Origin of the sequence: Rhizobium sp. NFR07 (assembly GCF_900111905.1) — a bacterium.
GTDB lineage: Bacteria > Pseudomonadota > Alphaproteobacteria > Rhizobiales > Rhizobiaceae > Neorhizobium.
Genome location: NZ_FOKM01000014.1, coordinates 1 through 26,531, shown reverse-complemented (window position 1 = coordinate 26,531; position 26,531 = coordinate 1). Strand labels below are relative to the sequence as shown.

The window sequence follows — 26,531 nt, the reverse complement described above, 5'->3', positions numbered from 1 at the left end:
TGCAGGATGGATAATGCGTGCGATCCACTCGTTTGAAGGACTATGAAGCCTTTGTTGCCGTGGCCGAGGCAGGCAGCTTCAGAATTGGGGCCGCTGCCTTCGGTGTCAGTGCGTCTGCGATGAGCCAGATTGTCCGGCGGCTCGAAGGTGAGGTTGGTGTTCAGTTGATCCATCGGACGACGCGATCGGTATCGCTCACCGATGCTGGCGCGCGCCTGCTCGTGCGATTGCAATCGGCTTTTTCCGAGCTGGAGACTGCGGCGCACGAACTGGATGATCGCCGGGAAAGACCGATGGGGATGGTGCGCATACTGGCGCCGCGCATCGCCTACGTGGACCATATCGCGCTGATCCTGCCTTCATTCACCGACGCTTTCCCAGACGTGACCATCGACGTTCGGCTCGATGACAGTTTTGAGGAGATTTCGGCGGGGGGATATGATTTTGGCGTTCGGCTTGGCGAATATATTCATCCGGATACGGTTGCGGTCCCGATCGGACCTTCCCTGCGGCAGATCCCTGTTGCATCGCCCGCCTATATCGAGCGGTACGGACGGCCGTTGGAGCCGAGCGATCTGCTGCGCCATAAATGCATCAACTGGCGGCAAGGTGAGGTTGATGAGGTCTATGCGTGGGAATTCGCCAGGGACGGAGTGCCGATGACGATTACGGTTTCCGGTGGCCTTATCATCAATGACCGTGAGATGGCGGTGGAAGCGGCGCGCAAAGGCATGGGCATCGCGCTATGGGCGGAGCATAGGCTGCGCCCGATGATCGATGCTGGGGAGTTGCTTCCGATGCTGGAGGACTGGTCACCATCCTATCCGGGCTTCTATCTCTATTACTATCGCAATCGCCACATGAGTTCCGCGGCCAAGGCGTTTCTGGATGCAATTCGCAGATAATGTAGAGAGGTAGCGGAGGCAGCATCGATAGGCTAGAGGTTCGTTCCCCATCAAGGGCTTAATGACTGGATCACAGCCCGATAGACAAACTTTGCCACCGTTTGCGTATTCTGAGGCATCAAGGAGACACTCATGGCAACTATGAATGTATCACTGCCGGATCCGATGAAGGACTGGGTCGAAGCACAAGCCAAGACGGGTCGATATTAAAACGTGAGCGATTACGTCAGAGATTTGATCCCCAGAGACCGGACCCGCACGGACAGGATTGCCGAGATGCAGCGATTTGTCGACGACGGCATCGCAAGTGGTGTTGGGAGCCGCTCAGCGGGTGATTTGTTTGCTGCAGCAACCGCGCGAGTCGATAGCAGCCGCAACGTGCCTAAGCAACGCGGGCACAAGACGCTGGTGGGTGGATGAAGGCTTTGCTGCTTGTCGCCGCCGTCCGACGATTATGGCCGCGGACACCGAGGAGGGAGAGCTCTCGACGCTTCCGCTTCCTTTCGCCCGTCCAAATAGCTAATTCTGGCAGAGCCACGCGTATTGCTAGCTTTGGTTAAATCACCTTCTGCCGGGGTTCAGTGCTGTCGCTTCACGGCGACGCACTTCACTTCCGCAAGTAGGCCTGGGTGAGCCAGCTCTGAAACCCCGATACGGGTCCAGGCGTAGGTTCCTTTCGGAAAGACATCGTTCTTGGCCTCCCGAAAAACATTCATGTGCTTCGACATGGCAACGTGATAGCTGGTCATCTCAACGACATCGTCAAAGGTACAACCTGCTGCGTTGAGTACGATGCGTAGGTTTTCCCACATGGCCCTGAACTGCTCTCTCGGATCTTCAATGACTTCGAGATCCAGCGTGCGGCCAACCTGTCCGACCACATAGATGGTCTCGCCGACTTTTACGGCCGGTGCATATCCGGCCCGGGAGACGATTTCACGCATTTCGTCGGGAATGATGATTTCACGGTTCATTTGTTCGGCAGTTCCTACTTGAGATACGGGGGCACGACTGTCCGGCAAGTCGTCCCGCACGGGCATGGTGGATATGTAGTCCTGAACCTCGATTGTCGGCATCACGCCCACACATTCGCAACTCAGATCAAAAGCGGAGTTCACTCTCTAGAGCCCCTGCTAGAGGTTCCGAATTCCGCCAGCGACGAAGTTTACAAGGAGCTCGTAGGGCTTTTCTTGATCGTCTGAAGCGCCTAAGCGCTTTGCCCGACCGGTTGGAGAATGTGCCTGCATGCGGGCTCCTATTGCGAAGAGGTAAGCCCATATAGCTTCATCCTCGCCTAGGCTTGGATGAACAGCCTTCAGAGCTCGTATGAAGTGCTCGGCGGATGGGTCGTAGAATTTCTTCACAATGTGGAGCGATCGATCATCCGTAGACATCGTGACGCTAGCGAGCATTTGCACGTAGAATTTGAGCCTCCCCCGCTTCTCCTTCAGCAGCTTGTGAAGTGGCTGAAAAAGGATGTGCAAAACGTCTTCTAGAGTTCCGCTCCGTGCAATTACTTCCTGCAACTGACGCGTGCGGACGTCTAAAATTACGTGAGCTCTCCGTTCGAAGACGGCCTCATACAGTCTGCCCTTGTTGTTGTAATGGTAATGCAGGAGTGACTGCGCGATGCCTGCAATTGACGCAATCTCCCTCATGCTTCCGCCATCGAAACCATGAGTGCCGAAAACCTCTTCGGCAGCATCGAGGATCGCGATTGTCGACCCCACCTGCGCATCCTCCGCTGCGAGCTTCGCTTTCATTGAATTTGACATGTCAGTCGCGACAGCCCTCCGCCTTCTCTAATCAGCAAGTCACATCGTCCTCAGTGGTGGAACTACATCACTTTTGCCGTCCGAATAAAAGGGCGGCAAGTGACCATTGAAAAAACGCGCTTGACTGACTGATCGATCAGTCTATTGTTTGGGCATGATGTTGTCGAGCACTTGGAGGAGGGTGAGACATGAGCCAAAGCGGGGTAACAATTCCAACGTTCGCCGATGGGCGTGCCGAAGACGGATCTGCAATATACGCGAGGATTACGTGCGTCTCTTGCCACTCCTGTTTGCGTGTTATGTGCTAGCCTATCTCGATCGGATAAACGTCGGCTTCGCACAATTGCAGATGAAGTCTGATCTCGCGTTTAGCGACGCGGTCTACGGACTCGGGGCCGGGATTTTCTTCGTTGGTTACTTTTTATTTGAAGTACCCAGCAATCTTCTGCTCCAGAAGATAGGTGCACGGAAGACGATCACACGCATCATGGTGATGTGGGGTCTGATCTCGATGGGCATGTCGCTCGTGCATGCCCCATGGTCGTTCTATCTGCTGCGATTTCTTCTCGGGATCTTCGAGGCAGGCTTCTTTCCTGGCATTATCCTTTACCTGACATATTGGTACCCCGCGCGCTATCGAGCGCGGGTGATTGCCGTATTTAGCAGCGCGTTCGCGGTGGCCGGGGTTGTCGGCGGCCCACTGTCCGGTTGGATCATGAATGACATGGCGGGTTACTGGGGACTGGAAGGCTGGCGCTGGATGTTCATCATTGAAGGCTTGCCGACCTGCCTACTCGGAATCGTGGTTTTCTTCTTCCTCGATGATAAGCCCACTGCGGCGACTTGGCTGTCCGATGATGAAAAGAAGTTTGTTCAGGGTGAGATCGACGCTGAAAATGCGAGCGGTCCCTCGAAGCACGGCTTGTCATCCTATTTGATCGCAATGCGCGACCCTAAGATCTACGTTCTTTCGCTCAGCTGGTTCTTCTTCGTGTGCGGGATTTACATGATGAGCTTCTGGCTGCCGACAATCGTGAAAGAGATGGGCGTTTCGAATCCTCTTCACGTCGGGTTTCTAACGGCGATTCCTTTTACGGTCGCGACAGTAGGGACAATCTTAATCGGCATGCATTCGGATCGGCGACTAGAACGTCGTTGGCATTGCGCCTTGCCCGCAGGCATTGCCGGAGCCGCTCTTATAGGTCTCATTTTTGTTCACGGGAATGTCTACCTATCGTTCGTTCTTCTATCGCTCGCCTCGCTAGGCATCGTCACCACGGTCCCACAGTTCTGGGCGATCCTAAGCGAATATCTCAAGGGGACGGCGGCAGCTGGCGGCATCGCGTTCGTAAATAGCCTTGGCCTAATTGGAGGCTTCGCAAGCCCGTTCGCGCTTGGCTGGATCAAGACATCGACCGGCAGCTTGGACATGGGGAACTGGCTCGTGGGATCGGGCATGGTTCTCGGTGGCGTGCTGATCCTGCTTGCGGTTCGTCCACGGGAGTGTGTCTGAAGAAAAACTGGGAGCGAGATAAGATGCAGATCATTGACATATCTATGACCTTAGAGAATGGCGTACCGTCGGATCCGCCAGGATACGAATTCGATATCGACTATATTGCCCATTCGGACACCGTCCCCATGTTGCAGCGGCGGTACCCGGGTCTTCATGGGGAAGACTTGGTTGGAGGGGAGGCCTTCGCCCTTGAGAAGGTTACCCTTTCGACGCATAACGGCACGCATGTCGATGCGCCGTGGCACTACGGCTCGGTCATGTCGGATGGGCGACCTCCGAGAACGATCGAACACATGCCGCTCGACTGGTTTTTCCGGCCAGCATTCAAACTTGATTTTCGGCACTTTCCGGACGGCTACATCGTCTCTCCGAACGATATTGACAGCGAGCTCTCCCGTATCGGTTATCGCCCTAGTCCATTCGACATCGTCGTAATTAACACCTCAGCAGGAGCCAAATTTGGCTCAGTAGACTACGCTCAAAGTGGCTGCGGGATGGGGCGCGACGCCACGCTTCATTTGACCTCAATGGGTATCAAGGTCGTTGGAACAGATGCCTGGAGTTGGGACGCTCCATTCCGCTATGTCGCTGAGCGATATGCCAAGGATCACGATGCTTCGATCATTTGGGAAGGGCACAAGGCAGGTCTAGAAACGGAATATTGCCAGATCGAGAAGCTCAGACATCTTGAACAACTGCCGTCGCACGGGTTCAAGGTATCCTGCTTCCCAGTCAAGATTCACGCAGCCTCGGCCGGTTGGACGAGAGCGGTCGCTATCCTCGATCAATAAGGAAGAACTCCTCATGGACACCATGACCCACCTTGATCGCCCAGAAACTACCTTCGGGACATATAAGGACCGGTACAAAAGTATCCGGCTCACCCGTGAGGAAGGGATACTGGAAGTCCACCTTCACACCGACGGTGGTCCGCTGCGCTGGAGCCTTCTTGCGCACAATGAACTTGAAGATGCCTTTCTTGAAATTGGCCGCGATCGGTCAAATGATGTGATTATCCTGACCGGTACCGGTGATGAATTTTGCGGTCCGGCAATTGCGCCTGGCCAGCACCCGAACCGCAAGATCATGACGCCAGAGACTTATGATCCGATTTTTTGGGAAAGCCGACAGCTTCTTCCGAACCTGCTGATGATCGAAGCCCCGGTAATTTCAGTCATTAACGGTCCCGCGGTTCGACATGCGGAAATACCCCTGCTGGGAGATATCGTCCTTGCAGCGGATACGACATATTTCCAAGACACAGCCCATTTTCCCGGTGGCATGGTGCCTGGCGACGGAATGCATATTGTCATGCCTTTATTGATGGGACTTAATCGTGGTCGCTACTTCCTGCTTACCGGCCAGAAGATCTCCGCCGAGGAAGCGAAGAACATCGGCTTGGTCAACGAAGTCCTGCCAGCTGACCAACTCCTAGAGCGCGCACGAGAATTGGCGCGACAACTAATGCTGCAACCCAAACTGGTTCGCAGATATACACGTGTCGCCCTAACGGAAGAGATCAGGAGCCGCATGCAAGGCCTTCTTGGTTATGGTCTCGCGCTCGAGGGCATGGCGCGTATGAAATCCTAAGGCCTTATAAATATTAACATCGCTGCGAACCGAAAATGTTCGGGTCGCGACATGAAGAGGATCAACGGTCAGCCGTTCAGGCATTGCGCCGTTGTCGTGAGATAATTCGGATATGACATCGGACCATACGGCGACCTCGTGGATCGGACGATCGCCATCGCGCCTCAACGGGATCAAATACACAAACGGGCAAGTGCGTTATAGCGCTGACCTCATCCCTCCTGGTTCGCTGTACGTTGCCCTTGTCCGTAGTCCGATCAGGCGAGGCGTTATTAAGTCCATCGCTGTCGATGCGGCGCTGGCGGTAGAAGGTGTTGTTGCAGTGATTGATGGCAGACAGATCGAGGCAGTCACCGATCCAACGCCACCGGCATTCCCCTTTCCCCCACCCTACACGGGCAGGCCGATATCGGGTCGGTGCTTAACCGTCGAGGCCGTGCAATACGTTGGGCAAGCGGTGGCTGCTGTCGTCGCTGAAAGTCAACACGCCGCGGAAGCCGCAGCAGACCGCGTGGTTGTTGATTACGAAGAACTAGATGGTGTCTCGAATGGGCGAGAGGCGCTGCTGCAATCTGCCGCAATTGTTCATGACGGATGGTCATCAAACATCGTCGGCGAAGATCGGATATTTGCAGGGGACGCCCAGGCCGCTTTTTCACGTGCCGACGTGATCGTGGAAGGCGAAATCGAGTTCAAACCCTCTACCGCTGCACCAATGGAGCCTATCTGCTTTTTGGCGTCATGGGATTTGCAACATCAGCATCTCACCGTCACTGGAACATTCCAGAACCCACATACGAGCCGTTGGCAAATCTCGAGCGCTCTCCGATTGGAGGAGACTGACGTTCGCGTCATTGCTCCGGCAATGGGGGGTGGTTTCGGTTTCAAGATGGCAGGCCATCCGGAGGAGGTGATGATCGCGGCCCTCAGCAAGATGCTTCGCAGACCTATCGCTTACGTCGAAAACAGGCGGGACACCTTCGCCGGACACTGTCGGGAGCAAACCCACAGGTTCAAGATTGCGAGCACATACGACGGGTGCATCACTGCCTTTGAAGATGAATACATTGCAGACGTTGGTGTAGTTGGCCCCTGTAACGGGTGGACGATGCCACTTGTGACAGGAACCGTCTTTCCCACTGTCTACGACATTGCCAATGTTGCTGTTCGGGGAACTGTGGTGGCAACCAACAAGGCGCCCTGGCGACCAATTCGGGGCTACGGGAAGGAGATCGCCAACCTCGTCATGGAAAGGGCAATAGATATGCTTGCGTCCAGACTCGGCGTCGATCCCATAGAATTGAGACTGCGCAATGTTCATCACACGGAGGCGCTTCCACGGCCATTGCCTTCGGGATTAAACGTCGACAGCGGTGACTATCCTGCCGCGATCACTCAGCTCAAGTCCTTGTTTGGCTATGATGAGTGGAGTTCTCGCCGAGACGCAACACGCGGTTCTGATCTGCGGGTCGGTATAGGGATCGGGATTGAGTTGACCCCAGAGGGTGGGGCCCGCCCAGGTGCATTCCCTAGCGGCTTTGAAACTGCGTCAATTCGTATGTCGCCGACGGGAATTGTTGAGCTCGCCATCGGTGTAACTTCGCCTGGTAGCGGCAACGAAACTGCGCTCGCACAAATCGTTGCGGATGTGTTGGGACTGACGCCGGGGTCTGTGCGTATCAAGCAGGGCGATACGGATGCCGTTCCTGTAGGGACAGGCAACGCCAGTAGCCGCGCCATTCTTTACGGAGGCCCAGCCGCTCATCTTGCAGCAATGGATTTGCGGGGAAAGCTTGCTCTATGTGCAAGCAATCTACTTGGTGCAAATGCCGATGAGATTCTATTTGAAAATGGTTTCGCCATCGCGCCTTCTGGCGAGCGAGTTAGCCTCGCGGACTTGACGTTCGGTGCGCACACTAAGCCCTTTACTGTAGCAAAAGGGGTGCAGCTTCCGCTGGAAGCTACCCGTAGTTTTCAGCCAAGCAATGTACGCGTTTCGCCGGATGCCAACGGGAGAATTGCGACCTATTCCTCTTTCCCCTACTCGGCACATGCTGTCGCGATCGAACTTGATACAGGAACAGGGCACGTCCGTGTGCTCGACATCGCAACCGTTCACGATTGCGGGGTCATGATCAATCCGGCTTTGGTCACGGAGCAGTTGAAAGGGGCAATTGTCATGGGGATCGGAGCGGGACTGTGGGAGGAGCTCAAGACCGACGAGGCCGGGCGGATTACGACCGATCGGTTCAAGAGTTATCTGCTGCCCCGTGCTACGGACCTGCCGCCGATCAAGGTCGGGCACATGTCCACCCCGAGCCCCTTTCATCCACTCGGGCTTAAAGGAGCTGGTGAATCCGGCCTCGGTGGTGCCCTCGCTGCCGTTACAAACGCTGTAGCGGATGCACTCCATAGCGATGCTTCCACCAAGACAATTGTCCCCGCCACTCCGCCCCGGCTTCTAGATCTTATTCCGCTGGCGAGGTCGGTATGATTAGGAGTTCAATTCGTTTCGAGATGCCGCGATCGCTCGACGACGCGTTACAAATCCTCGCGGACAGTGGACCCGACGGACGCGTATTGGGTGGAGGATCTATACTTGTCAGTGCCATGTCTGCGGGCTGGGAATCGCCGAAAGTCGTAATCGATCCCGTGCGTTTGGATTTGAACCGCATTGACGAGGACGGTCATAGCGTCACCTTCGGAGCGCGGGCGACGTACGCAGCGCTGTTGCGCAGCGAAACGATCCGCACACGAGTGCCATTGCTGCACGCAATGGTTGGCGAGGTGACGGGCGGACCTGGACTTTGGAATTTGGCAACAGTCGGAGGATCATGTTGCTATGCTAACCCTGCCTCCGATGCTCCAGCCTGTCTAATGGCACTTCGGGCGCAATTTCACCTGCAGTCAATCAGGGGAAAACGGGTCGTCAGTGCCGCAGACTTCTTCCGCGGCGCTTTCGTGACCGATCGCGCGCCCGATGAGATGCTGACCCACATTCAGGTGCCGTGTGAGACGGTGATTGCCGTCGCTTATTCCAAACTCAAGCATTCGGCCAGCTCTTGGCCGATGGTAACGGGAGCGTGTCAGCGCAGCTTCTCTGATGGCAAAGAGCACGTTTCGCTTGGCGTCGGTGGATTAGCTGCTCGCCCGGTATTTGCGGCGTGGACACTTGATGTACCCTTTGATGAAAAGGATGCGGAATTCTTGGCTTCCGAGGCATTGGCGCAAGTGTCCGTGGGGTGGACGGATGAACTGGCTGATGGGTCCTATCGCATGAAAGCCGCCAAGCCTGTCACTGTCCGAGTTTTGAAGCGAATCCTGGAGGGAAATCCATGGAAGCAGAAATAAACTGCCGTTTGAACGGTAGAGCCGTGCGCCAAGCAATAGACACCCGTCTTCTTCTTGTTGAGTTCATCCGCGATGTCCTGAGCCTAAAGGGAACTCGGGTAGGGTGTCTGACCGGAGATTGCGGGGCTTGTACGGTCGACATCGACGGAAGTGTAACTAAGTCGTGCATGGTTCTCGCGCTTTCCGCCGAAGACAGGGAGGTTACAACTATCGAGGGGCGGACCGACATAGCGCACATACAAGAGGCGTTCGTCGAGCTGAATGGCTTTCAGTGCGGTTTTTGCACGACTGGAATGGTCTTAACGGCCGCGGAGCTCCTTCGTGACAATCCAAATCCAACAGAGGCAGAGATACGTAAGGCAATCAGCGGCAACCTTTGCCGGTGCACGGGGTACGACGCTATCGTTCGATCAATTAGTTCGGTAGCACGGCGAGTGGAAGACGTTAGGGTGCTTGAAACTGGATCGAAACCGATGTCCTAAAACTGATAGGTTACGCCTCAACCCAGAACCTCATGATATGATCGACTGACCGGTCCAAGTCGGAACTCTTTGCGCCGTCGCGTGCCGCGGTCGATATGCCTACTAGAAACGTGCCGAACATCTCGGTCAGCCCGTCAATATCAGTGTTGTCAGGTAAGTCGCCGATTGCAACCGCCCGCCGGATCTGGCCCCTAAGCGCCTCATGGTTCTTTTTGCGGACGGTCCGCAGTAGCTCGACGACCTGATCGGCCGTGCTGCCGCAGTTGCTAGCTCCTGATACGATAAGGCAACCGAGCGGATGGGACGGGTCCGTCTGCATCTTCGCTGATTGTCTCAAGCATCGCTCGATGGCCGAACGCGGCGAGGTTTCCTCATCGAACAGAACGTCGGCGACCCTTCCCTCGGTAGACCGATACAGTTCCACCACCTCTTCAAAAAGCTGCTCCTTTGAGCCGAAGGCTGCGTAGAAGCTTGTTGGAGAAATTCCCCCCATCACCTCTTTGAGTTGACTCAGAGAGGTCGGTTCATAACCCTGCTTCCAAAAAAGTGTGAGCGCTGCCTCCAGCGCCGCTTGCCTGTCGAATTCGCGTGGTCGTCCAGTTCGTGCCATCCGTCGATCTCCTACTTATGAAATAGTCGATACATAAGTCATTGACAAGCGTTTGAATGGCTCGTACTTCCGTATCAATCGATACATAAGTAGGAGTACTCATGGCCCACGACCTAGCACGGCCGGGACAAGCCCTCGGTGCCAAGCCGTTACCTGTAGCCGCTCTTTTGGCATTGGCGATGACCGGCTTCATCTGTATTGCCACGGAAACGCTTCCCGCAGGGTTGTTGCCTCAAATGGCAAACGGCCTCGGCGTCTCGCAGTCGCTTGCTGGACAATCGGTTGCTGCCTACGCTCTCGGTTCGCTTGTAGCCGCGATACCGCTGACCCTCCTCACTCAGACATGGTCTCGCAGGAATGTGCTGTTGCTGACCGTCGTCGGATTTCTGGCGTTCAATTCCCTGACTGCGGTTTCGAACAGTTACTCGTTGACACTCATAGCGCGTTTTCTTGCAGGTGCGGCCGCGGGTCTGGCATGGAGCCTTTTGGCGGGTTACGCGCGTCGCATGGTCGAGCCGCAGCAGCAGGGCCGTGCCATGGCGCTCGCCATGGTCGGAACACCGATTGCACTCTCTGTAGGCGTGCCGCTCGGCACATGGCTCGGAACCGTAACAGGCTGGCGTATGGCGTTCGGAGTCATGTCTGCCATGACGCTCCTGTTGATCGTTTGGATCGTCATCGCCGTCCCCAACTATCCGGGACAAAAAGGAGGCAACGAGGTCAGTCTCGGCCGGGCAGCTGCAATGCCGGGTGTTCGCGCCGTGTTATCCGTCGTGCTGTTCTGGATGCTCGCCCACAACATCCTCTACACCTACATTGCTCCCTTCGCTGCGCGCGCCGACATGTCCGAGCGTGTCGATCTCATTCTGCTGACCTTCGGATTGGCGGCGTTGGTCGGAATCTGGATCACTGGACGTGTGGTTGATCGGGCATTGCGGGCATCTGTGTTGATCGCGCTGTTCGCATTCATCCTGATTGCTCTACTCCTTGCGCTGTTAGGCACAAATCCCTTTATTCTTCTCTTCGCAACCGCTGTCTGGGGCATCACCTTCGGTGGCGCGGCGACGCAGCTCCAGACTGCTTTGGCAGACACCGCCGGCAAAGAAGCGGATATCGCACTCTCAATGAACGTGGTTGTCTGGAATACCGCCATTGCCGGCGGCAGCATCCTCGGCGGTATTCTTCTCGACACCGGCGGCGTGGCGACATTCCCGCCCGCTGTATTCGTTCTGGCACTTGTAGCCTTTTCCATCGCATACGCGGCGCAGAACGATGGTTTTCCGCCCGGCAATCGGCGTCACTAAAACATCAAAACCAACCGAGGAAACTATAGAATGATGAAGCAACTGCTTTCAGCGGTGGCCCTGGCGGCTGCTGTCATGGTCGGTCCGGCTTACGCAGGTCCGAAGACAGAATTCCCTGTCCCCGCTGGTTTCGAGAGCGCTTACTCCGAGATCGACTCGGTAAAGCTCCACTATGTCAAAGGCGGTTCAGGGCCTCTGGCGTTCCTTGTGCACGGCTTTGGTCAAAGCTGGTACGAATGGCATCAGCTCATGCCTGAACTCGCAAAGACGCACACCGTGGTTGCGGTAGACCTGCCGGGCCTTGGTCAGTCGACTCCGCCAAAGTCCTATGCAGGGCAGGACGTAGCGCCTATCCTCCATAAGCTCGCCAAACAGTTCAGCCCGACTGCACCATTCGATCTTGTCGCCCATGATATCGGCATCTGGAACACCTATCCGATGGCTGTCACCCATCAAGATGACATTCGCAAACTTGTCTTCATGGAAGCACCGATCCCGGACGATCGCATCTATGCGTTTCCAGCGTTCACGCCGGAGGGTGAATCGCTTGTTTGGCACTTCAGCTTCTTCGCAGCGGCCGGAAACCTGGCGGAAACGCTCGTGACCGGGCACGAACGGATGTTCCTCGAACACTTCATCAAGGAACACGCAACCAACCGAGATGCCTTTTCCGACGAACTTCTCGACCTTTATGCGGCGTCATATGCGAAGCCCCAAACTCTCAATGCGTCTTTCGAATATTACCGTTCACTGAACGAGACGACAGAACGAAATAAACCCCTGGCTGAGACCAAGCTGCGCATGCCAGCCCTTGCGATCGGAGGAGGTGGCCACGGCGGTATGGGGCAGTTGCAAGTAGACCAGCTTCGGGAATACGGGACGAATGTCGAAGGGGTTGTCATCCCCGATTGCGGTCACTGGCTGCCAGAAGAATGCAGTGCCGCTCTCAATGTAGCCGTGATTAAATTCTTGACGAAATAGTCCGGCGGTTTCTCGAGAACACCGGGTGGTGGCTTACTGCTTTGATTAATAGCGCCGCTTTTTTTCTTTGTGATTGCGACGAGCGTTGGCGAATACACCTCTCGACCACCACAAAACCGACTTGAGTTCACTTACTCGTGACGGCGTAACGTTGCGAACTACGGAAGCGAACTACCCTACGTAAACTAAGCGCGACCTGAGGCGACATCCTCTCCTACAGGTATCGCCCTTTGCTCCATCGAAAGGAATGGTTATGAAGCAATTTCTACCGCTCGCCGCCGCACTCGGCATCTTCACCGGCATGGCGGCTCAGGCTGGCGCTGCAGAGCCGATCAAGAACATCGTTCTGGTCCACGGGGCTTACGCCGACGGCTCTGGCTGGCGCGGAGTTGCCGAGATCCTTCAAACGGACGGGTATAAGATGACCGTCGTACAAGAGCCAGAAACCTCGCTGACCGATGATGTCGCGGCGACAAACCGGGCAATAAAGCAGGCTGGTGGTCCCGTGATACTTGTTGGGCACAGCTATGGTGGGATCGTTATCACGCAGGCCGGGAATATCCCGGAAGTACGTGGACTGGTCTACGTTGCCGCGCTGGCACCCGATGCTGGTGAGAACATCGGAAAAACGCGTAGCGAGTTTCCACCCGCAACAAACAACGTAATCAAGAGCGGTGATGGATTTCTAACCCTCAACCAAGCAACTTTCCACGACGACTTTGCCGCCGATCTTCCAGAAGCAGATGCAGCCTTCATGGCAATCTCGCAAGTTCCCATTAATGAGAAGGCTGTTGCGGCCACTGTCTCCGAGGCGGCCTGGCATTCCAAGCCCAGCTGGTATGCTGTGGCGACCGAAGACCATAAAATCAATCCAGATTTCGAGCGGTTCATGGCAAAGAGAGCTGGCAGCGAGACTGTCGAAATCAAAGGCAGCCATGCGGTCTACGTATCGCAGCCAAAGGCTGTTGCGGACCTTATCGAGAAAGCCGCGACGACTGTCGAGTGAATCAAGGATATGTCGCTGACATGATCTGACATCGGATCGACTCTTGAAGCGCGTTACCTCATACTGTGGTGAGAGGTAGCGTGCTTCTCGCTCAGTCTAAGCATATCTGAGATCACACTGACGCTCGTTGTCGCGGTTTCCAACTGGTTACGCGCGGCCGCCTGGAGCATCCTTAGTGAGTAGGGGTTGGAAGCTTACCTTTTTGAAACGCGGGCTGCCTGTCCAACAACCTTGTGCCAATTAGTATCTAGGTCTCGCGATTGGAGCTTTTCCTTGGAGACTTCGCTGCCATTTTTTCGACCGACGTCAACGACGGATCCGCGGTTACTCATAACGCAACACAGATGCGGCGGCAGAGGCAGCAACTTGTGCAGCCTCAACGACGCGAGAGGTATCCCAGCCGTCACGGGCGCAAGCTGAAAGTCCCAACAGGCTAACCTCGACGAAATCGGTGACTGCTGATGCTTTAAGCGGATGAGTGAGAGCTATGAATGCCCGCATGCTATCGAATTTCGCGTTTATAGCTTGACGCGCACACTGCGAAGCCTGCGGATCCAATGATGATCGAGCAGTTTCGATTGCAAGGCACCCGGGTGCTTGGGGCGCTTCTGTGTATTGCCGTGCTGCGAAAAGCAGCACTTCGCGTACCGCCTCTGCTGGCGTACGGCCTTCTTGCAGGATGCTTTCAACCGGAAGGTTTGTCGCTGCATAGTTTTCGAGGACGCGCTCAAAAAACTCGGCCTTACTGCCGAAGGCGGCATAAAAGCTAGGAGGCTTGATGCCCATGGCCTCCGTGAGAGCAGCTACGCCGACACGGTCATACCCATTCTCTCGAAACAGACGTTCCCCAATCAAGCATGCTTTCTCAATATCAAAGGTTCGAGGCCGCCCCCGACCATGCTGAATTTGTTTATCCGACATTACATAATTCGCTTGTTCGATTAAACTCTATATGTGTAGTGTTCGCTAAACATATTGCGGAATCAAAAATGGAGCAAGAGATGTCTGATACGAGCAATCGATCTGCGCAGGCCATCACCAGGGTTTCTGAGGGCTTCTCCAAGGCATTTGTAAAGACGTCGAGAGGAACCTTTCACATAAGGCGATACGGTGAAGGCGGAACACCTCTATTGCTGTTGCATGGGTTTCCGCAATCTTCAGAGTGTTGGAACGAGGTAGCACCGCGATTGAGCAGTGCCCGCGATGTCATTTGCATGGATCTTGTCGGCTACGGGCTATCGGATGCACCAGCAGGCGGCTTAAATCATCTTCGTTACTCCAAGTTGGAAATGGCGGCTGACTGCCTAGAGGTCATGAGTGATCTAGGCATCGAGCGTTTCGATGTCGCCGGTCACGACCGTGGTGCTCTCGTTGCGATGCGGCTCGCGTTAAATTCGGATAGGATCGAACGTCTCATTCTCCTGGATAATCTTCCAACCTTTGTGTTGTGGGACCGCATAGCGACCGACCCGACGTTTATTCCTCATTGGAGAGCCATTGCGGGGCCAGATGGGGAGGATTTGCTCACGGCAGAATGGTTGGAAGAACTTATGCGCGATCATGTGCCAAGTCGTTCGCTTAATGCGTTTTCCCCGCAGGCCATGCATCACTATCGCCGTTCTTGGCAAGATCCTGCGCGCATTCATGCCTTTTGCGAAGACTATCGCGCTGGCGCAGGCCCCGATGTCGAGCTTGATCGAGCCGATTTTGCTGAAGGAAGAAGGATTACGATCCCATCGCTCGTTATCTGGGGACGCGACTTTCTTGGGTTGGCGGGCGAAAAGCCTATTGCAGTCTGGAAGCGAACTTTTGCTCCCGAAATTGAGGGCGCAGAGGTTTCTGGTGGGCATTTCAATCCAGAAGAAGCGCCGGAGGAAACTGCTGACGCAATCGCAAGATTCCTCGCTCGGTGACTAGAGGTGTGATGAGAAGCACTGAAGGATGGCAGTCCTACTCGGGCCGATGATCAGCGATGTGGGAGAGCGGTTGAGAGCTCGACGATCTCCCACAAGTTCATGAGCTCCGCCGTGGCTAGCGCTCCGATGTGATCCAACAGGGCCACGGTATGAATTATACGGATGGTGAAGCGGTCGTCGCGGGGGGAAGCACGGAGAAAGGGTATGGCTCTCGATCCCGATGATGGTCGCAGTGGCGAGAATGGAGCTCAAACCTTGAGACAGCTCGTAAGGCAATCATAGCAAAGCATAGCGAATGCAGCTGACTTGAGATCTGTCCTTGCTATGATCGGTCAAAAAAGCGCGCGTTAGAGATCGGACAACGCTGATCTCTGAGAGGCGGATTTCCGACGCACTTGGTTTACGCTGAAATGGATGATCAGATTGAAAACAATCGGCATACTTGGTGGAATGTCTGCGGCTTCGACCCAGATTTATTATCGCGAACTTTGCAGGCTCACGCGCGAGAAGCTGGGCGGGCTTCATTCACCCGAGCTCCTCATACGATCTGTCGACTTCGATGGGATAGAAAGGCTACAGGCCAGTTCGGAATGGGAGACAGCGGGGAGTGTACTGAATAAACACGCTGTCTGCTTGGAGCGCGGGGGGGCGGACCTCCTCATCCTTGCTACGAACACGATGCACAAGGTCGCCGACAGGATCGTTGACCGATTGTCGATACCGTTTTTACACATAGCGGATGCAACCGCGACCGCAATCCTGGACCGAGGTCTAAGCAGGCCAGGACTAATGGCAACGGCTTTCACGATGGAGCAGAAATTTTATACCGACCGCCTAAAAGCACGTGGCATATCGCCAATCATTCCTGAAGGTGATGATCGGGCAGAAACGCATCGCATCATTTACGACGAGCTCTGCCGCGATGTTATCGATGTCAAAAGCCGTTTGACATATGAAGCGATTGCGCAGCGGCTAGTTGACCAAGGCTGCGATTGCTTAATTCTCGGCTGCACCGAAGTTGGGATGCTTTTGAACCAAGACAATGTCGGCGTACCCGTTTTCGATACCACGTTGATCCATTGCAATGCCGCTCTGGAAGCCGCCCTCGCGTGACGGAGTTTCGTAGCATCACATCCTCATGGCGGAATTTGTAAACGCCATGCCTTTCTGACTGATTGCAAATGGTTGCTTGCAAACCGACAAAAAAGCTCAGAGCTGGCTTGGCCAAGAAGAATGCTCCCCGCGTTGGTAATAGGTTTAGGGGATATAGGACTATGATTTAGTTCACCAATTCCGTCAGAACAAGTCGTACAGCATTTGCACTTGACGCCCTCCCTATCAGAAGGTAGGTTGGGGCATGAGCAATCTTTCAACCACCGCTGAAGACATACTGGCTGTAGCCCGCACCCTCATCATAAATGGAGGGTACAATGGTTTCAGCTATGCAGACATCTCGGAGGTGGTTGGGATCCGTAAGGCCAGTATTCATCATCACTTCCCCAGCAAGGTGGATTTGGTGCGCGAGCTGGTCAAACGGTATCGGGAAGATGGTCAAGCGGGCGTCGCTGCTCTCGAGCAAAATGTCCCAAATGCGTTGGACATCCTCAAAGTCTATTCGACCCACTGGTCGAAATGCATCGAGGACGCGAGCAGGCCGTACTGTGTGTGTGCTTTGCTTGCCAGTGAATTGCCATCTCTTCCGCCTGAAGTCGCGGCTGAGGTCACTGCATTCTTTCGCTTTATCTCGTCGTGGCTGGGCTCCGTAATGGAACGTGGCTCCAAGGAGGGAACCTTAACCCTCTCCAGTGAACCTGACGTCGAAGCGGAAGCTTTTCTCGCGACGGTATATGGTGCGATGCTTTCGGCAAGGGCTTACGGGAGTCCGAAAGTTTTCGGAACCATATTGGCTCCGACACTCTCCCGACTGACCCCCAACGCCGCTCACTAGTCCTTCGTCGCTTAGCGCTACCAAGGTGTAATTATGTCTTGTAAAACTACCAACTAGTAGGAAGCCAATATGAAGAACGTCTTGCCCGCTCTGGTTTTTGGGCTGACCAGCATACTTTCTGTAACAAGCGTTACGGTTCCCGTGCATGCCGAAGATAAGAAGGCCGCTCCGATCCATGTTCGCGGTAGCATCGTCAATTTCGGTGGATCGACGCTTACAGTGAAGACCCGCGAAGGCGAAACCGTAGATGTCGCTTTGGCAGACGACTGGAAGCTGGCAAGCGTTGCAGATGCCAAGGTTACGGACATCAAGCCTGGTGATTTCGTCGGTATTGCATCCTTGCCGAAGGCCGATGGCGGCGACGGCGCGCTCGAAGTTCTGATCTTCCCGCCAGCTATGAAAGGCACAGGCGAGGGCAGCTACGGGTGGGATCTCAAACCCGACAGCAGCATGACGAATGCAACGGTCGCCGACGCAGTTAAAGGCGTAGATGGTCGGACTGTCACCGTTACCTATCATGGCAAGGAAAAGCGGATTGCCATTCCAGATGGGACGCCCGTCGTAACCATCGCTGCGGCGACCAAGGACGACCTTATTTCCGGTGCCGTCGTCTTCATCACTGCCGAAAAGTCTGCAGCCGGCCCAATCGCTCATCAGGTGGTCGTTGGCAAGAATGGCGTGGTTCCCCCCATGTAAACCGCGCCTTTGCTGGCCGGAGCAACCACCCCACTGCTCCGGCCAGTAACCAAGTCGATGCTGCTTCAGCTGCAGCCGTGAGATGTCGCAGACGAGAGACGCTGAGATGAACGAGACAGCCTCCAATGACAACGTTCGCTATCCTAGAATGGTGTATATCCGCCGCCATTCTGTCGTGACACGGCTCACGCATTGGCTGAATGTGCTCTGCCTGAGCTTCCTTCTTCTGAGCGGCCTGCAGATATTCAATGCTCACCCTGAACTCTATTGGGGCCACTACGGCGCAAATGGCGATCCAGCCGTCCTGACAATTGGCTCCAGCGACGATGCAAGCGGGCCAAGCGGTTTCGTGCGTGTCGCAGGATTGCAGGTGCCTACAACCGGGGTCCTTGGTGTTTCCAACGTCAATGGAGAGCCGACTGAGCGGGCTTTCCCATATTGGGCAACGATACCCTCGTTTCAGGATCTTGCGTCTGGACGTCGCTGGCACTTTTTCTTTGCTTGGCTGTTTGTCCTCAACGGTACTCTCTATCTAGGCTTCAGCGTGTTGAGCGGACATTTCAGGCGCGATCTCGCCCCGACAGCGCGTGAGCTCTCACCAAGGCATCTTGGTCGCGAAGTTCTCGATCACGCCCGCCTACGCTTTCCCGAAGGGGAAGACGCCAGACATTACAATGCGCTTCAAAAGCTCACCTATCTGGCCGTCATCGTCGTTCTCCTCCCTCTGATGATCCTAACAGGGTTGACCATGTCACCCGGTGTCGATTCCGCGCTTCCCATTCTGGTCGAGATCTTTGGCGGACGTCAGTCCGCGCGTACTATTCACTTTCTTACAGCGTCGGCCCTTGTGATCTTTGTCATAGTGCATGTGGTGATGGTCGTGTTGTCGGGCACTTGGAACAATATCCGCTCCATGATCACTGGTCGCTATGCGATCAAGCAAAACGGGCCGCAAATATGAGCAACCTCTTCACCCGCCGCCGTTTTCTAATTGGCAGCACACTGAGCGCGAGCGCGCTTACCCTTTCTGGGTGTGACTTGCTGGACCAGAATGCGGACATCGCTACCGTCCTTCGTTCGGCAGAGCAGCTTACGATGAAGGCACAGAGATTGCTTCAGGGGCGTTCCGCCCTAGCACGTGAATTCGATGAGAAGGACATTTCGCCGTCGTTTCGGGTCAACGGTACGAGCGCTCCCGACAGCGACGAATATGCCGCACTTGTGGAAACCCAATTTGCGGAATGGCGGTTGAAGATCGATGGTCTTGTCGACCAGCCTAGAGAGTTTTCGCTCGCCGACTTGAAGGCGCTACCGGCTCGTACACAAATCACGCGCCATGACTGCGTGGAGGGCTGGAGCGCTATTGGTAAATGGACGGGCGTGCCGCTTGCAAGTCTTTTGCGACTGACAGGGCTCAAACCTACTGCACGCTATGTCGTATTGCACTGTGCCGATGAACTCGAGAAGACTCTAGACGGAAGCGGTCGCTACTATGAGAGCATCGATCTAATCGACGCGGTTCATCCCCAAACCATACTTGCCTACCAGATGAACGGTCAGAACCTGAGCGTCGGGCACGGTGCCCCGTTGCGTCTCAGGGTCGAACGGCAGCTTGGTTACAAACAGGCAAAATACATCATGCGCATAGAGCTGGTCGACAGCTTCGCTGCCCTCTGGGGTGGTAATGGCGGCTTCTGGGAGGACCGCGGGTACGAATGGTACGCAGGTATCTGAGCCCACCTACTACTGAACGAAGGGTGACCCATTATGAGCAGACGCAGAGTTCAGAAGGTGATGCCGATTTCAGCTGTTGCCTCTTCACGATCGGTCGGGGTCAGCCAAACTAATTCGATTCTGTCTGATCCAGACGGCCGATGGGTCGCCGAGCGCCAAGGGGCTATCAACGATGGCTTTGAGAGCCGCGTACGGGTTGAGAGCGATCTGGTCGATAGGACAGAGATAGCGGTGCTCGATAAACCGCAGGATTCCGGAATTTCAGACAAGACCGATGGGACCCTGTCGGGCGAGAGCGACCGTATCGGCCGAACCGAGTGGGACGAGAACACTCCGTTTGGTGAGCACGTCGGCTTCCTCTGACACAAATCGAGTGAAGAGATTTATCATTCAAGAGCAAGGAAGAGCACAATGGTGCAAGAACAGAATATCGCTACCGAGAACAGCAATGAACAGTGGCTGAAGCGGTACTACTTTACCCGAGCAGCTTTTTCAGTGATTTGGGTCGCGGCCGCATTGACTGTCGGACAGGAGACGTTCGCAGTTGCCGCAGCCCTGTTGATTATCTACCCGGCTTGGGATGCGGTTGCAAACGCTGTAGACGCGGCGAGGAGCGGTGGGTGGGGACACAATCGAAGCCAGGCGATCAATGTCGTGGCGAGCTCAGTTATGACGATCGCTGTCGCTGTGGCGTTGACTATGAACATGAACTGGGTTCTTGGAGCATTTGGCCTGTGGGCGATCTTTTCTGGGCTGATGCAGCTTGGGACTGCGCTTCGCCGTTGGAAGACTAATGGCGGTCAGTGGGCGATGGTCTTGAGCGGAGGCCAATCGGCCGTAGCGGGCACGCTTTTCTTGTTTCAAGCGCAAATGCCGCAGCAGCCTTCGATTTCAACTGTCGTCGGTTACGCGGGGCTTGGTGCATTCTATTTCCTTCTCTCCGCGATATGGTTGAGCGTAACCATTTCGCGTCGCAATATGCGCAAAGCAGAAATTTGAGGTTTCTGCGTGTTATCTTTTGCGGTTACAGCGGGCACATTACCTGGCCGAACCACTTGTGAGACGGAGATACTATCGCTGATGCCAACCAACCCTCACCTTCAAGCGGTAGTGCCAAGCCATGCATAAGAACCTTTTAGATTTTCCTCCGGTTTCGGACAAGCGTCTTAGGATCAGGCGCTTGCTCACGCTCGACGTAACCGCACTCCAGCGCTTAACCAACGATCCATCGATCACGAACGTCGTTCATTTCCTTCCCACGCCGTTCACAGAGCGTGATGCCCTGGAACTTCTTGGTACGCAGAACGAAAACAACTGTTTTCTCGGTGCATGGCGTAATGAGGACTTGATCGGGGTCGTTGGAATCCACCTGCACGGCGAAGATTTTCTGGAAATTGGCTACTGGATTGGCACCCGCTTCCAAGGGCAGGGGTATGCATATGAAGCGGCCTCGGCGGTGATAGCTGAACTAAAGCGCTTGTACCGCACGTTGGAAATCACTGCCGAATGCAGATTAGAAAACGCGGCTTCCTGGAAACTGCTACAGAAGCTGGGTTTCCGATCAACGGGTGAACGCGGCCACCGACCGGGGAGGGAACTACTTGTCATGCGTCACGCTTCAATACGATAGCATGGAAATGACAAAACTCTGTATGTCGACGCGGGCGATCACTCGTGCCTTGTCAGCAAAAAGCTCGAAGTGCTATTTGGGACGTCCGATTGTAGCTGACAGGCTTTCAATTCGGAGTGCCGCGAAGCGCTGACGACGAATCTCACTCTTTCATTCAAGCTATTAGCCGCCGCGTTTGCAGTCGTTGTTGAGAGAACGGTGGAAGCGCTCGCCCGAGAAGTGACGACACAGCTAGCCGCGCCCACGATAGGAATTGGGGCGTCCCTGTCTTTCGACGGTCAGTTTTTTGTGTCCGACGACATGCTTGGGCTCCTCTCCGACTTCACCCCCGTTTCGTGAAGCGCTACGAGGACAAGGAAAAGAGAATCGACAGTGCGGTGACAGCCCACGCTAGTGACGTTCGCTCTCACAGCTTCCCGTCCACTGAACACACCTTTCAACGTCGCGGATAGCGCATCGATCAACGTTGCTGCGTTCATTTCGGGAGCTCTTTAGCGGGAAGTGCAACGACCCTCGCGAGGTTACAGCCGTAGTCTGAAAATCGAACAGTGAAGCAGTGGCGAAACATTCCTCGGTTAGACGACCTGCGAATTTGATAGGAAGATAGGCCCTTGCGCTCGTTTCGTTTTTCGGTTCGGTTGGAAACAAAGAGGATTGCTGCTGAAGCCTTGGATCCTCCCTGACACCTGGCTCGCACGCTATTCAATCGGACATGAATTCCAAGCGACCCGGCAACCAGGCGCGGTCTCACCTTACCTTGAAGTAAGTGGCGCAAGTCACCGTTATCATCACAAAATACCAGACCTACAGTAATCGCCGCCTGCTGCGAGGCCTAGGCGAGAAGCACGGATAAGTTAATTCTGTGAGACTATCACCTCACTCACCCGCTGAGGAAGGTCGTACATTTTCCAGCTCATAGCTCTACGTTCAAGTGGCTAATTTCATATTCGGTTATCCGCCCCTTTTTATTACGAAATAATATCGAGAGTACACTCATGTCTATACGAAAAATCTGTCTGTACTGGCCGGCGATCGTTGCATTCATCTGGATCTCATTCATCTCGGCATACGCAAGTGCCGCTGAGCAGAAAGTTCAGGTCGATGGAGAGGGGCGCGGGCTAATCGGGATCCTAAATTTGCCGGCAGGGGTTGGTAATCCGCCGGTTGTGCTGATGCTAAGCGGCTTTACGAACGACAAGAATGGTTTTGAAATACCATCAACCAAGGAAAGGCTATTCGCTCTTGCCGCTGAACGGCTGGCGGAATCGGGTGTTGCTAGTTTCCGGCTCGACTTCAGCGGATCAGGTGAAAGCAAAGGCAAATGGGAAGACACCACTTTCACCGGGCAGCTTTACGACGCTGCTCTTGCGTTCGGTTACTTGCAGGCTTTGAAAAGCGTGGATGGTTCAAAAGTGACAGTCCTTGGCTACAGCCAAGGAGGCCTTATAGCCGCGCATTTGGCTGCCGCGAAACCTGAGGCGTCCTCGATTGTCTTGTGGGCCCCGGTGGTGGATCCGGTTGCGACCTACACCAAGATCATGGGCCACGAGGCCGTCACAGATGCGATTTCCGGCCCAAAAGATGCGCTTACCACCGCTCCTTTGATTTGGGGCGGCGAAACCAAACTGAGAGGTTCGTTCTTTCATGAGCTCCCGTACTTTGCGCCACTGGACGCGGTCGCACGCTATCCGGGCCCTCTCCTGGTCGTTGTCGGAGACCATGATGATTTGGTTTCTCCCCAACCGGCAGCTGGTCAGAGCCTGCTCGATAGTCACCAAGGTGAAGAGGAGTTACTTGCTGTTGACGCAGACCATTTTTGGAATGCTGGAGCAACCGCGGAGGTCATCGAGGACGTGCTGATACCTCGAACGATTGATTGGCTGGTAGCCCATTTCTGATGTTCGTTCACTGTGCAAAAGTTAAGATGCCCGCCCGCGCGGAGGTTACACGTGGTTTCGCGCAGCCCTAGACGCATCGCTGAGAGCAAGGTCGTGGCTGACCGTTACAAAATGTAGGTTTTGGATCTTTGGGCACTCACATCTTCGGCGGCAGGAACTCGGTCTAGGCCGTGCTCACTCGGCATGTCTGCGTAGCGGCCTCGCCTAATGCCAAGGGTACCCTCGTCGAAGCGTGTTTCGCGACTTCGCGTTTCGCTCCAAGTCCCACCGGTGGGTTAGACGCGCCTTGCCAAACCCACCAGTAGCGCTTTTCGAGATGTCCGACGATGACGCTACAATCATCGACTTCGAAAGGCCGAGTAATTAGACATCCAAGGTGATCCATGTTTAAGCAAACGATTAATGGAAGATCTCTTAGTTACAATCTGACAGCCGCGGAGGGGCCTACGGTTGTTCTCGAAACCGGTCTCGGTGCAGAGAGCGGGGAATGGGCTGCGGTGGAAGGTTCTCTGGCCGATCGTGCATCCGTGTTTTGGTACGATCGGTTGGGACGGGGCGAGAGCGACCCGGTCACCCGTCCACGTACCTCGGACGAAATGGTTGCCGATCTGCGCCATCTACTTTCTGCTGCAGGCGCAGAGCCGCCCTACGTGTTGGTCGGTCATTCCTTTGGGGGGCTGATAGTTCTGTCAAGCGACGTGAGGAATTAACCCCCTTGGCGACATCACGAATTGACCCCCTCATTGGTTGGTCGTTTCGCTGGGTTCCAGCGCCGCTCCGGCCTTCTGCAGAAGGCCGGAGCGGCGCTTTTCACGAAGTCTGAAGCTATCTCCGCGGATAGTGATCACCGTCGAGTGGTGAAGTAGACGGTCCAATATGGCCGTGGCGACAACAGGATCTCAAAAGACACTTCCCCATTCTCCCACACTTCTATTGGACGTGATGAGGATCGAGCCCTTTTCATAGCGCCGCGACACGAGCTGGAAGAACAGATGTGCGGCGTTGGCCTCGAACGGCAAATATCCCAGTTCGTCGATTATCAGCAGCTTTGGCCGGGAAAGCAGCGTCAACTGCTTGTCCAAAACGCCGTCGTTATGGGACTTGGCCAGTGTCGCCACCAAAGTGGCGGCCGTGATGAACTGGACATTATAGTTCTGCCGGATTGCTTCGCGACCAAGGCTCACGGCCAAGTGGGTTTTCCCAGTGCCCGGCGGTCCCAGGAATAAGACCGTGTCACCGTGAGCTATCCACCGGCAAGCCGCGAGTTCTCGTATCTGCCGCTTGTCCAATGATGGCTGCGCGTCGAAGTCAAAGCCGTCCAATTCGCGCACAAAGGGGAATTGAGCGATCTTGCTCGACATTGAGATCCGCCGTTCGTCACGACGGGCAATCTCTCGCGACACCAGGAAAGCCAGAGCCTCGCGCAGCGTCATCTTCGAACGCGCGGCTTCATCGAGGAGTGTATCCAGCTGGTCCCGGATTGCCGTTAGCTTCAGCCGGTCAAGCGTTGCGATCAAGAGGTCATGATCTACTGTCGTCATTACCAGCCTCCTCCAACAACAGCTTCATACTCTGCAAGCGGGCGCAACAGCACAGCTGGTTCGATCTCGATACGTTCAGCGTGCACAGCGCCCTCGAAACCGGCAACGCCAACAAAATGCTCACGATCCACGATCCGTTGTCGTCGGCCGAGACATAGCGCATGGTCCGCGACCACCTGACCAGCATGGCGCACAATGACGCGGCCGCCTATAACGACAACCTGCACGCTCTCACCGATCAGACGCCAGGGTACAGAATAACTGTTCGTGTCGAGATCGACGGCACAATCAGCTTGGACCTTACGAATGAGGTCCCGCAGCTGCCCAAAAGGCGCACGTCCGGAAAGAGGGCGTAGCGCGTCGGCCTCAGCAGCAAAGCGCTCTGCTGGTTTGACGCCAGTGGTGCCGTGATCGCGCTGATCGGCGACTTCGCGTGTCCATTGATCAAGATGAGCCTCGAATTCGGCCCAACTCTCAAAACGGCGGCCAGCGATGGCATTCTTCTTGACGTACCCAACTCCGCGTTCGTCTTTCCCTTTCGTTCGTGCTCGATAGGGTGCGCATGCCAGCGGCCGGAAGCCCCAATACTGGGCAAAAGCATGCAGCCTGGTGTTGAACCTTACCTCTCGCGTCACCGCATCATGGTGCTCGACAAGAGGCTTGGCGTTATCGAGCAGCACCTCCACCGGAATCCCCCCAAACCGGAGGAAGGCCCCTTCGATACCTTCGAACCAGTCCGCTTGGCGCTGTCGTTGCGACACTCGAATAAATATGCGTCGTGAGTAACCAAGCGTAGCAACAAACACATAAATCCGGACCCGAAGGCCGCCAATCGACACCTTGGTATCGCCGAAGTCGATCTGCAACTGACGGCCGGGCGGCGTCTCGAAGCGCACCGTGGCCCGCTTCTGTGCCTTCAATTCCCGCCTCCAAACCTGAACCCGTCGCTCAACCGTACGTAAGCTTAGTACAATGCGATGCTCATGCGCCAGCTCCTGCCGGATAACATCAGCATTGCCGTCGTGGCGGAAAAACCGTTCCCGCAACCAATCATCAAGGCCATCCAGGGCGGAGGCACGTATGCAGCCACGATAGGCAACCATGCCGCCTTCCCGAAGATATCGGCGAACCGTATTGCGCGCGCAGCCGAATTCTTTTGCGATCCGCTTCGCACCCCAACCATTCGCATGGAGCCGTAGCATGGCCGCCACTTCTTCTGCCTGAAGCATCGTCTCGTCCTGCACCGTTCTCGACAATGCAGGTTGCACCGAAATCTCAATTGCCATCCATCTTTCCTCTCATTCGAGAGGGGGCAGATCATGATGTCGCCAGGGGAGGTGCGGACAAATTCTTGGACTGCTTATGCTGCAGTTCCGAGGTTTTGGCGGTATTCGGCGGGGCTAAAGCCGCCGAGTGAGAGCTTTATGCGATGCTGATTGTACCACTGGATGTAGGAATGCAGCTGTTGCATGAAGTCGTCGGCGGTCGTATTGATCCAAGTACGATTATAGAACATCTCGTTTTTTAGCCGCCCAAAGAACCCCTCGCAGGCTGAGTTGTCCGGCGAGCACCCTTTACGTGACATAGACCGGATCAGTTGAGCTCGTTGCATACGGGACAACCAGCCGGGCCAGCGATAATGGGCACC

At 55.2% G+C, this 26,531-nt stretch carries 26 protein-coding genes and 3 pseudogenes; 22 read left to right on the top strand and 7 right to left on the bottom strand.

The window, feature by feature from the left end; all coding sequences use genetic code 11:
• Positions 1 to 17 precede the first annotated feature (17 nt).
• Together BM216_RS24880 and BM216_RS34710 are read left to right on the top strand one after the other, a co-directional pair.
• The gene (locus BM216_RS24880) at positions 18 to 905 is read left to right on the top strand and encodes a LysR family transcriptional regulator (protein WP_093001926.1); all 888 of its coding nucleotides are present in this window, start codon (positions 18 to 20) and stop codon (positions 903 to 905) included.
• Between the two features lie 132 nt (positions 906 to 1,037).
• Positions 1,038 to 1,325, top strand: a pseudogene (locus BM216_RS34710) (type II toxin-antitoxin system ParD family antitoxin).
• A 158-nt stretch (positions 1,326 to 1,483) separates the two neighbouring features.
• Here BM216_RS34710 and BM216_RS24870 read toward each other — a convergent pair.
• Both BM216_RS24870 and BM216_RS24865 read right to left on the bottom strand, forming a co-directional pair.
• Positions 1,484 to 2,023, bottom strand: a complete 540-nt coding sequence (locus tag BM216_RS24870) for a RidA family protein (protein ID WP_244530313.1) — start codon at positions 2,021 to 2,023, stop codon at positions 1,484 to 1,486.
• A gap of 15 nt (positions 2,024 to 2,038) precedes the next feature.
• On the bottom strand, positions 2,039 to 2,668 hold the full coding sequence (locus tag BM216_RS24865; RefSeq protein ID WP_177230900.1) for a TetR/AcrR family transcriptional regulator: 630 nt from the start codon (positions 2,666 to 2,668) through the stop codon (positions 2,039 to 2,041).
• A gap of 166 nt (positions 2,669 to 2,834) precedes the next feature.
• Between BM216_RS24865 and BM216_RS24860 the strand changes: the two genes are divergently transcribed.
• From BM216_RS24860 to BM216_RS24835, 6 genes are all read left to right on the top strand, one after another.
• The gene (locus BM216_RS24860; RefSeq protein ID WP_348272015.1) at positions 2,835 to 4,193 is read left to right on the top strand and encodes an MFS transporter; all 1,359 of its coding nucleotides are present in this window, start codon (positions 2,835 to 2,837) and stop codon (positions 4,191 to 4,193) included.
• A gap of 23 nt (positions 4,194 to 4,216) precedes the next feature.
• Entirely contained in the window at positions 4,217 to 4,987 is a 771-nt protein-coding gene (locus BM216_RS24855; RefSeq protein WP_093001923.1) for a cyclase family protein, read from the top strand.
• 13 nt (positions 4,988 to 5,000) lie between these two features.
• On the top strand, positions 5,001 to 5,786 hold the full coding sequence (locus BM216_RS24850; protein ID WP_093001922.1) for an enoyl-CoA hydratase/isomerase family protein: 786 nt from the start codon (positions 5,001 to 5,003) through the stop codon (positions 5,784 to 5,786).
• 112 nt (positions 5,787 to 5,898) lie between these two features.
• A complete protein-coding gene (locus BM216_RS24845; RefSeq protein WP_093001921.1) occupies positions 5,899 to 8,280 on the top strand; it encodes a xanthine dehydrogenase family protein molybdopterin-binding subunit in 2,382 nt (793 codons plus the stop codon).
• Positions 8,277 to 9,137, top strand: a complete 861-nt coding sequence (locus BM216_RS24840) for an FAD binding domain-containing protein (protein WP_093001920.1) — start codon at positions 8,277 to 8,279, stop codon at positions 9,135 to 9,137. The genes BM216_RS24845 and BM216_RS24840 overlap by 4 nt, the downstream gene beginning before the upstream one ends.
• Positions 9,122 to 9,619: a (2Fe-2S)-binding protein gene (locus BM216_RS24835; protein ID WP_093001919.1), complete on the top strand. Its 498-nt coding sequence runs from the start codon at positions 9,122 to 9,124 to the stop codon at positions 9,617 to 9,619. Before BM216_RS24840 ends, BM216_RS24835 begins: the two co-directional genes overlap by 16 nt.
• Positions 9,620 to 9,629: 10 nt before the next feature.
• Here BM216_RS24835 and BM216_RS24830 read toward each other — a convergent pair whose 3' ends face one another.
• Positions 9,630 to 10,229, bottom strand: coding sequence for a TetR/AcrR family transcriptional regulator (locus tag BM216_RS24830; protein ID WP_093001918.1), 600 nt, complete (start codon positions 10,227 to 10,229; stop codon positions 9,630 to 9,632).
• 101 nt (positions 10,230 to 10,330) lie between these two features.
• On the opposite strand from BM216_RS24830, the gene BM216_RS24825 reads away from it, so the two are divergent.
• From BM216_RS24825 to BM216_RS24815, 3 genes are all read left to right on the top strand, one after another.
• Positions 10,331 to 11,533 (top strand): MFS transporter, encoded by a 1,203-nt coding sequence (locus BM216_RS24825; RefSeq protein WP_093001917.1) that lies wholly within the window; start codon positions 10,331 to 10,333, stop codon positions 11,531 to 11,533.
• Positions 11,534 to 11,563: 30 nt separating this feature from the next.
• Entirely contained in the window at positions 11,564 to 12,514 is a 951-nt protein-coding gene (locus BM216_RS24820; RefSeq protein ID WP_093001916.1) for an alpha/beta fold hydrolase, read from the top strand.
• Between the two features lie 253 nt (positions 12,515 to 12,767).
• The gene (locus BM216_RS24815; RefSeq protein WP_093002033.1) at positions 12,768 to 13,520 is read left to right on the top strand and encodes an alpha/beta fold hydrolase; all 753 of its coding nucleotides are present in this window, start codon (positions 12,768 to 12,770) and stop codon (positions 13,518 to 13,520) included.
• Between the two features lie 324 nt (positions 13,521 to 13,844).
• On the opposite strand, the gene BM216_RS24810 is transcribed toward BM216_RS24815, so the two are convergent.
• Positions 13,845 to 14,441 (bottom strand): TetR/AcrR family transcriptional regulator, encoded by a 597-nt coding sequence (locus BM216_RS24810; protein WP_093001915.1) that lies wholly within the window; start codon positions 14,439 to 14,441, stop codon positions 13,845 to 13,847.
• Positions 14,442 to 14,521: 80 nt separating this feature from the next.
• Between BM216_RS24810 and BM216_RS24805 the strand changes: the two genes are divergently transcribed.
• The 11 genes and pseudogenes from BM216_RS24805 (at position 14,522) to BM216_RS24755 (ending at position 23,342) form a co-directional block, all read left to right on the top strand.
• On the top strand, positions 14,522 to 15,433 hold the full coding sequence (locus tag BM216_RS24805) for an alpha/beta fold hydrolase (RefSeq protein WP_177230899.1): 912 nt from the start codon (positions 14,522 to 14,524) through the stop codon (positions 15,431 to 15,433).
• 426 nt (positions 15,434 to 15,859) lie between these two features.
• A complete protein-coding gene (locus tag BM216_RS24800) occupies positions 15,860 to 16,549 on the top strand; it encodes an amino acid racemase (protein WP_093002031.1) in 690 nt (229 codons plus the stop codon).
• A 244-nt stretch (positions 16,550 to 16,793) separates the two neighbouring features.
• Complete coding sequence (locus tag BM216_RS24795; protein ID WP_093001914.1) at positions 16,794 to 17,384, top strand: TetR/AcrR family transcriptional regulator; 591 nt, start codon at positions 16,794 to 16,796, stop codon at positions 17,382 to 17,384.
• Positions 17,385 to 17,453: 69 nt separating this feature from the next.
• Positions 17,454 to 18,080, top strand: coding sequence for a hypothetical protein (locus BM216_RS24790; protein WP_093001913.1), 627 nt, complete (start codon positions 17,454 to 17,456; stop codon positions 18,078 to 18,080).
• A 106-nt stretch (positions 18,081 to 18,186) separates the two neighbouring features.
• Positions 18,187 to 19,041, top strand: a complete 855-nt coding sequence (locus tag BM216_RS24785) for a cytochrome b/b6 domain-containing protein (protein WP_093002030.1) — start codon at positions 18,187 to 18,189, stop codon at positions 19,039 to 19,041.
• The gene (locus BM216_RS24780) at positions 19,038 to 19,814 is read left to right on the top strand and encodes a molybdopterin-binding protein (protein WP_093001912.1); all 777 of its coding nucleotides are present in this window, start codon (positions 19,038 to 19,040) and stop codon (positions 19,812 to 19,814) included. The genes BM216_RS24785 and BM216_RS24780 overlap by 4 nt, the downstream gene beginning before the upstream one ends.
• A gap of 33 nt (positions 19,815 to 19,847) precedes the next feature.
• Positions 19,848 to 20,177 carry a hypothetical protein gene (locus BM216_RS24775; protein WP_093001911.1) on the top strand — a complete coding sequence of 110 codons (330 nt, stop codon included), beginning with the start codon at positions 19,848 to 19,850 and terminating at the stop codon, positions 20,175 to 20,177.
• Between the two features lie 48 nt (positions 20,178 to 20,225).
• On the top strand, positions 20,226 to 20,813 hold the full coding sequence (locus BM216_RS24770; RefSeq protein ID WP_093001910.1) for a hypothetical protein: 588 nt from the start codon (positions 20,226 to 20,228) through the stop codon (positions 20,811 to 20,813).
• A 121-nt stretch (positions 20,814 to 20,934) separates the two neighbouring features.
• Entirely contained in the window at positions 20,935 to 21,444 is a 510-nt protein-coding gene (locus tag BM216_RS24765) for a GNAT family N-acetyltransferase (protein ID WP_093001909.1), read from the top strand.
• Between the two features lie 165 nt (positions 21,445 to 21,609).
• A pseudogene (locus BM216_RS24760) lies at positions 21,610 to 21,896 on the top strand (3-methyl-2-oxobutanoate hydroxymethyltransferase); the annotation flags it as partial.
• 543 nt (positions 21,897 to 22,439) lie between these two features.
• Positions 22,440 to 23,342: an alpha/beta hydrolase family protein gene (locus BM216_RS24755; protein WP_093001908.1), complete on the top strand. Its 903-nt coding sequence runs from the start codon at positions 22,440 to 22,442 to the stop codon at positions 23,340 to 23,342.
• 740 nt (positions 23,343 to 24,082) lie between these two features.
• Here BM216_RS24755 and istB read toward each other — a convergent pair.
• The 3 genes and pseudogenes from istB to BM216_RS24735 form a co-directional block, all read right to left on the bottom strand.
• Positions 24,083 to 24,883: pseudogene (istB, locus tag BM216_RS24745) on the bottom strand (IS21-like element helper ATPase IstB).
• A complete protein-coding gene (gene istA / locus BM216_RS24740) occupies positions 24,883 to 26,169 on the bottom strand; it encodes an IS21 family transposase (protein WP_093001906.1) in 1,287 nt (428 codons plus the stop codon). Before istA ends, istB begins: the two are co-directional and overlap by 1 nt.
• A gap of 74 nt (positions 26,170 to 26,243) precedes the next feature.
• Positions 26,244 to 26,531, bottom strand: a 288-nt coding sequence (locus BM216_RS24735; RefSeq protein ID WP_143102854.1) for an IS3 family transposase, incomplete at its 5' end; no start/stop codon positions are given.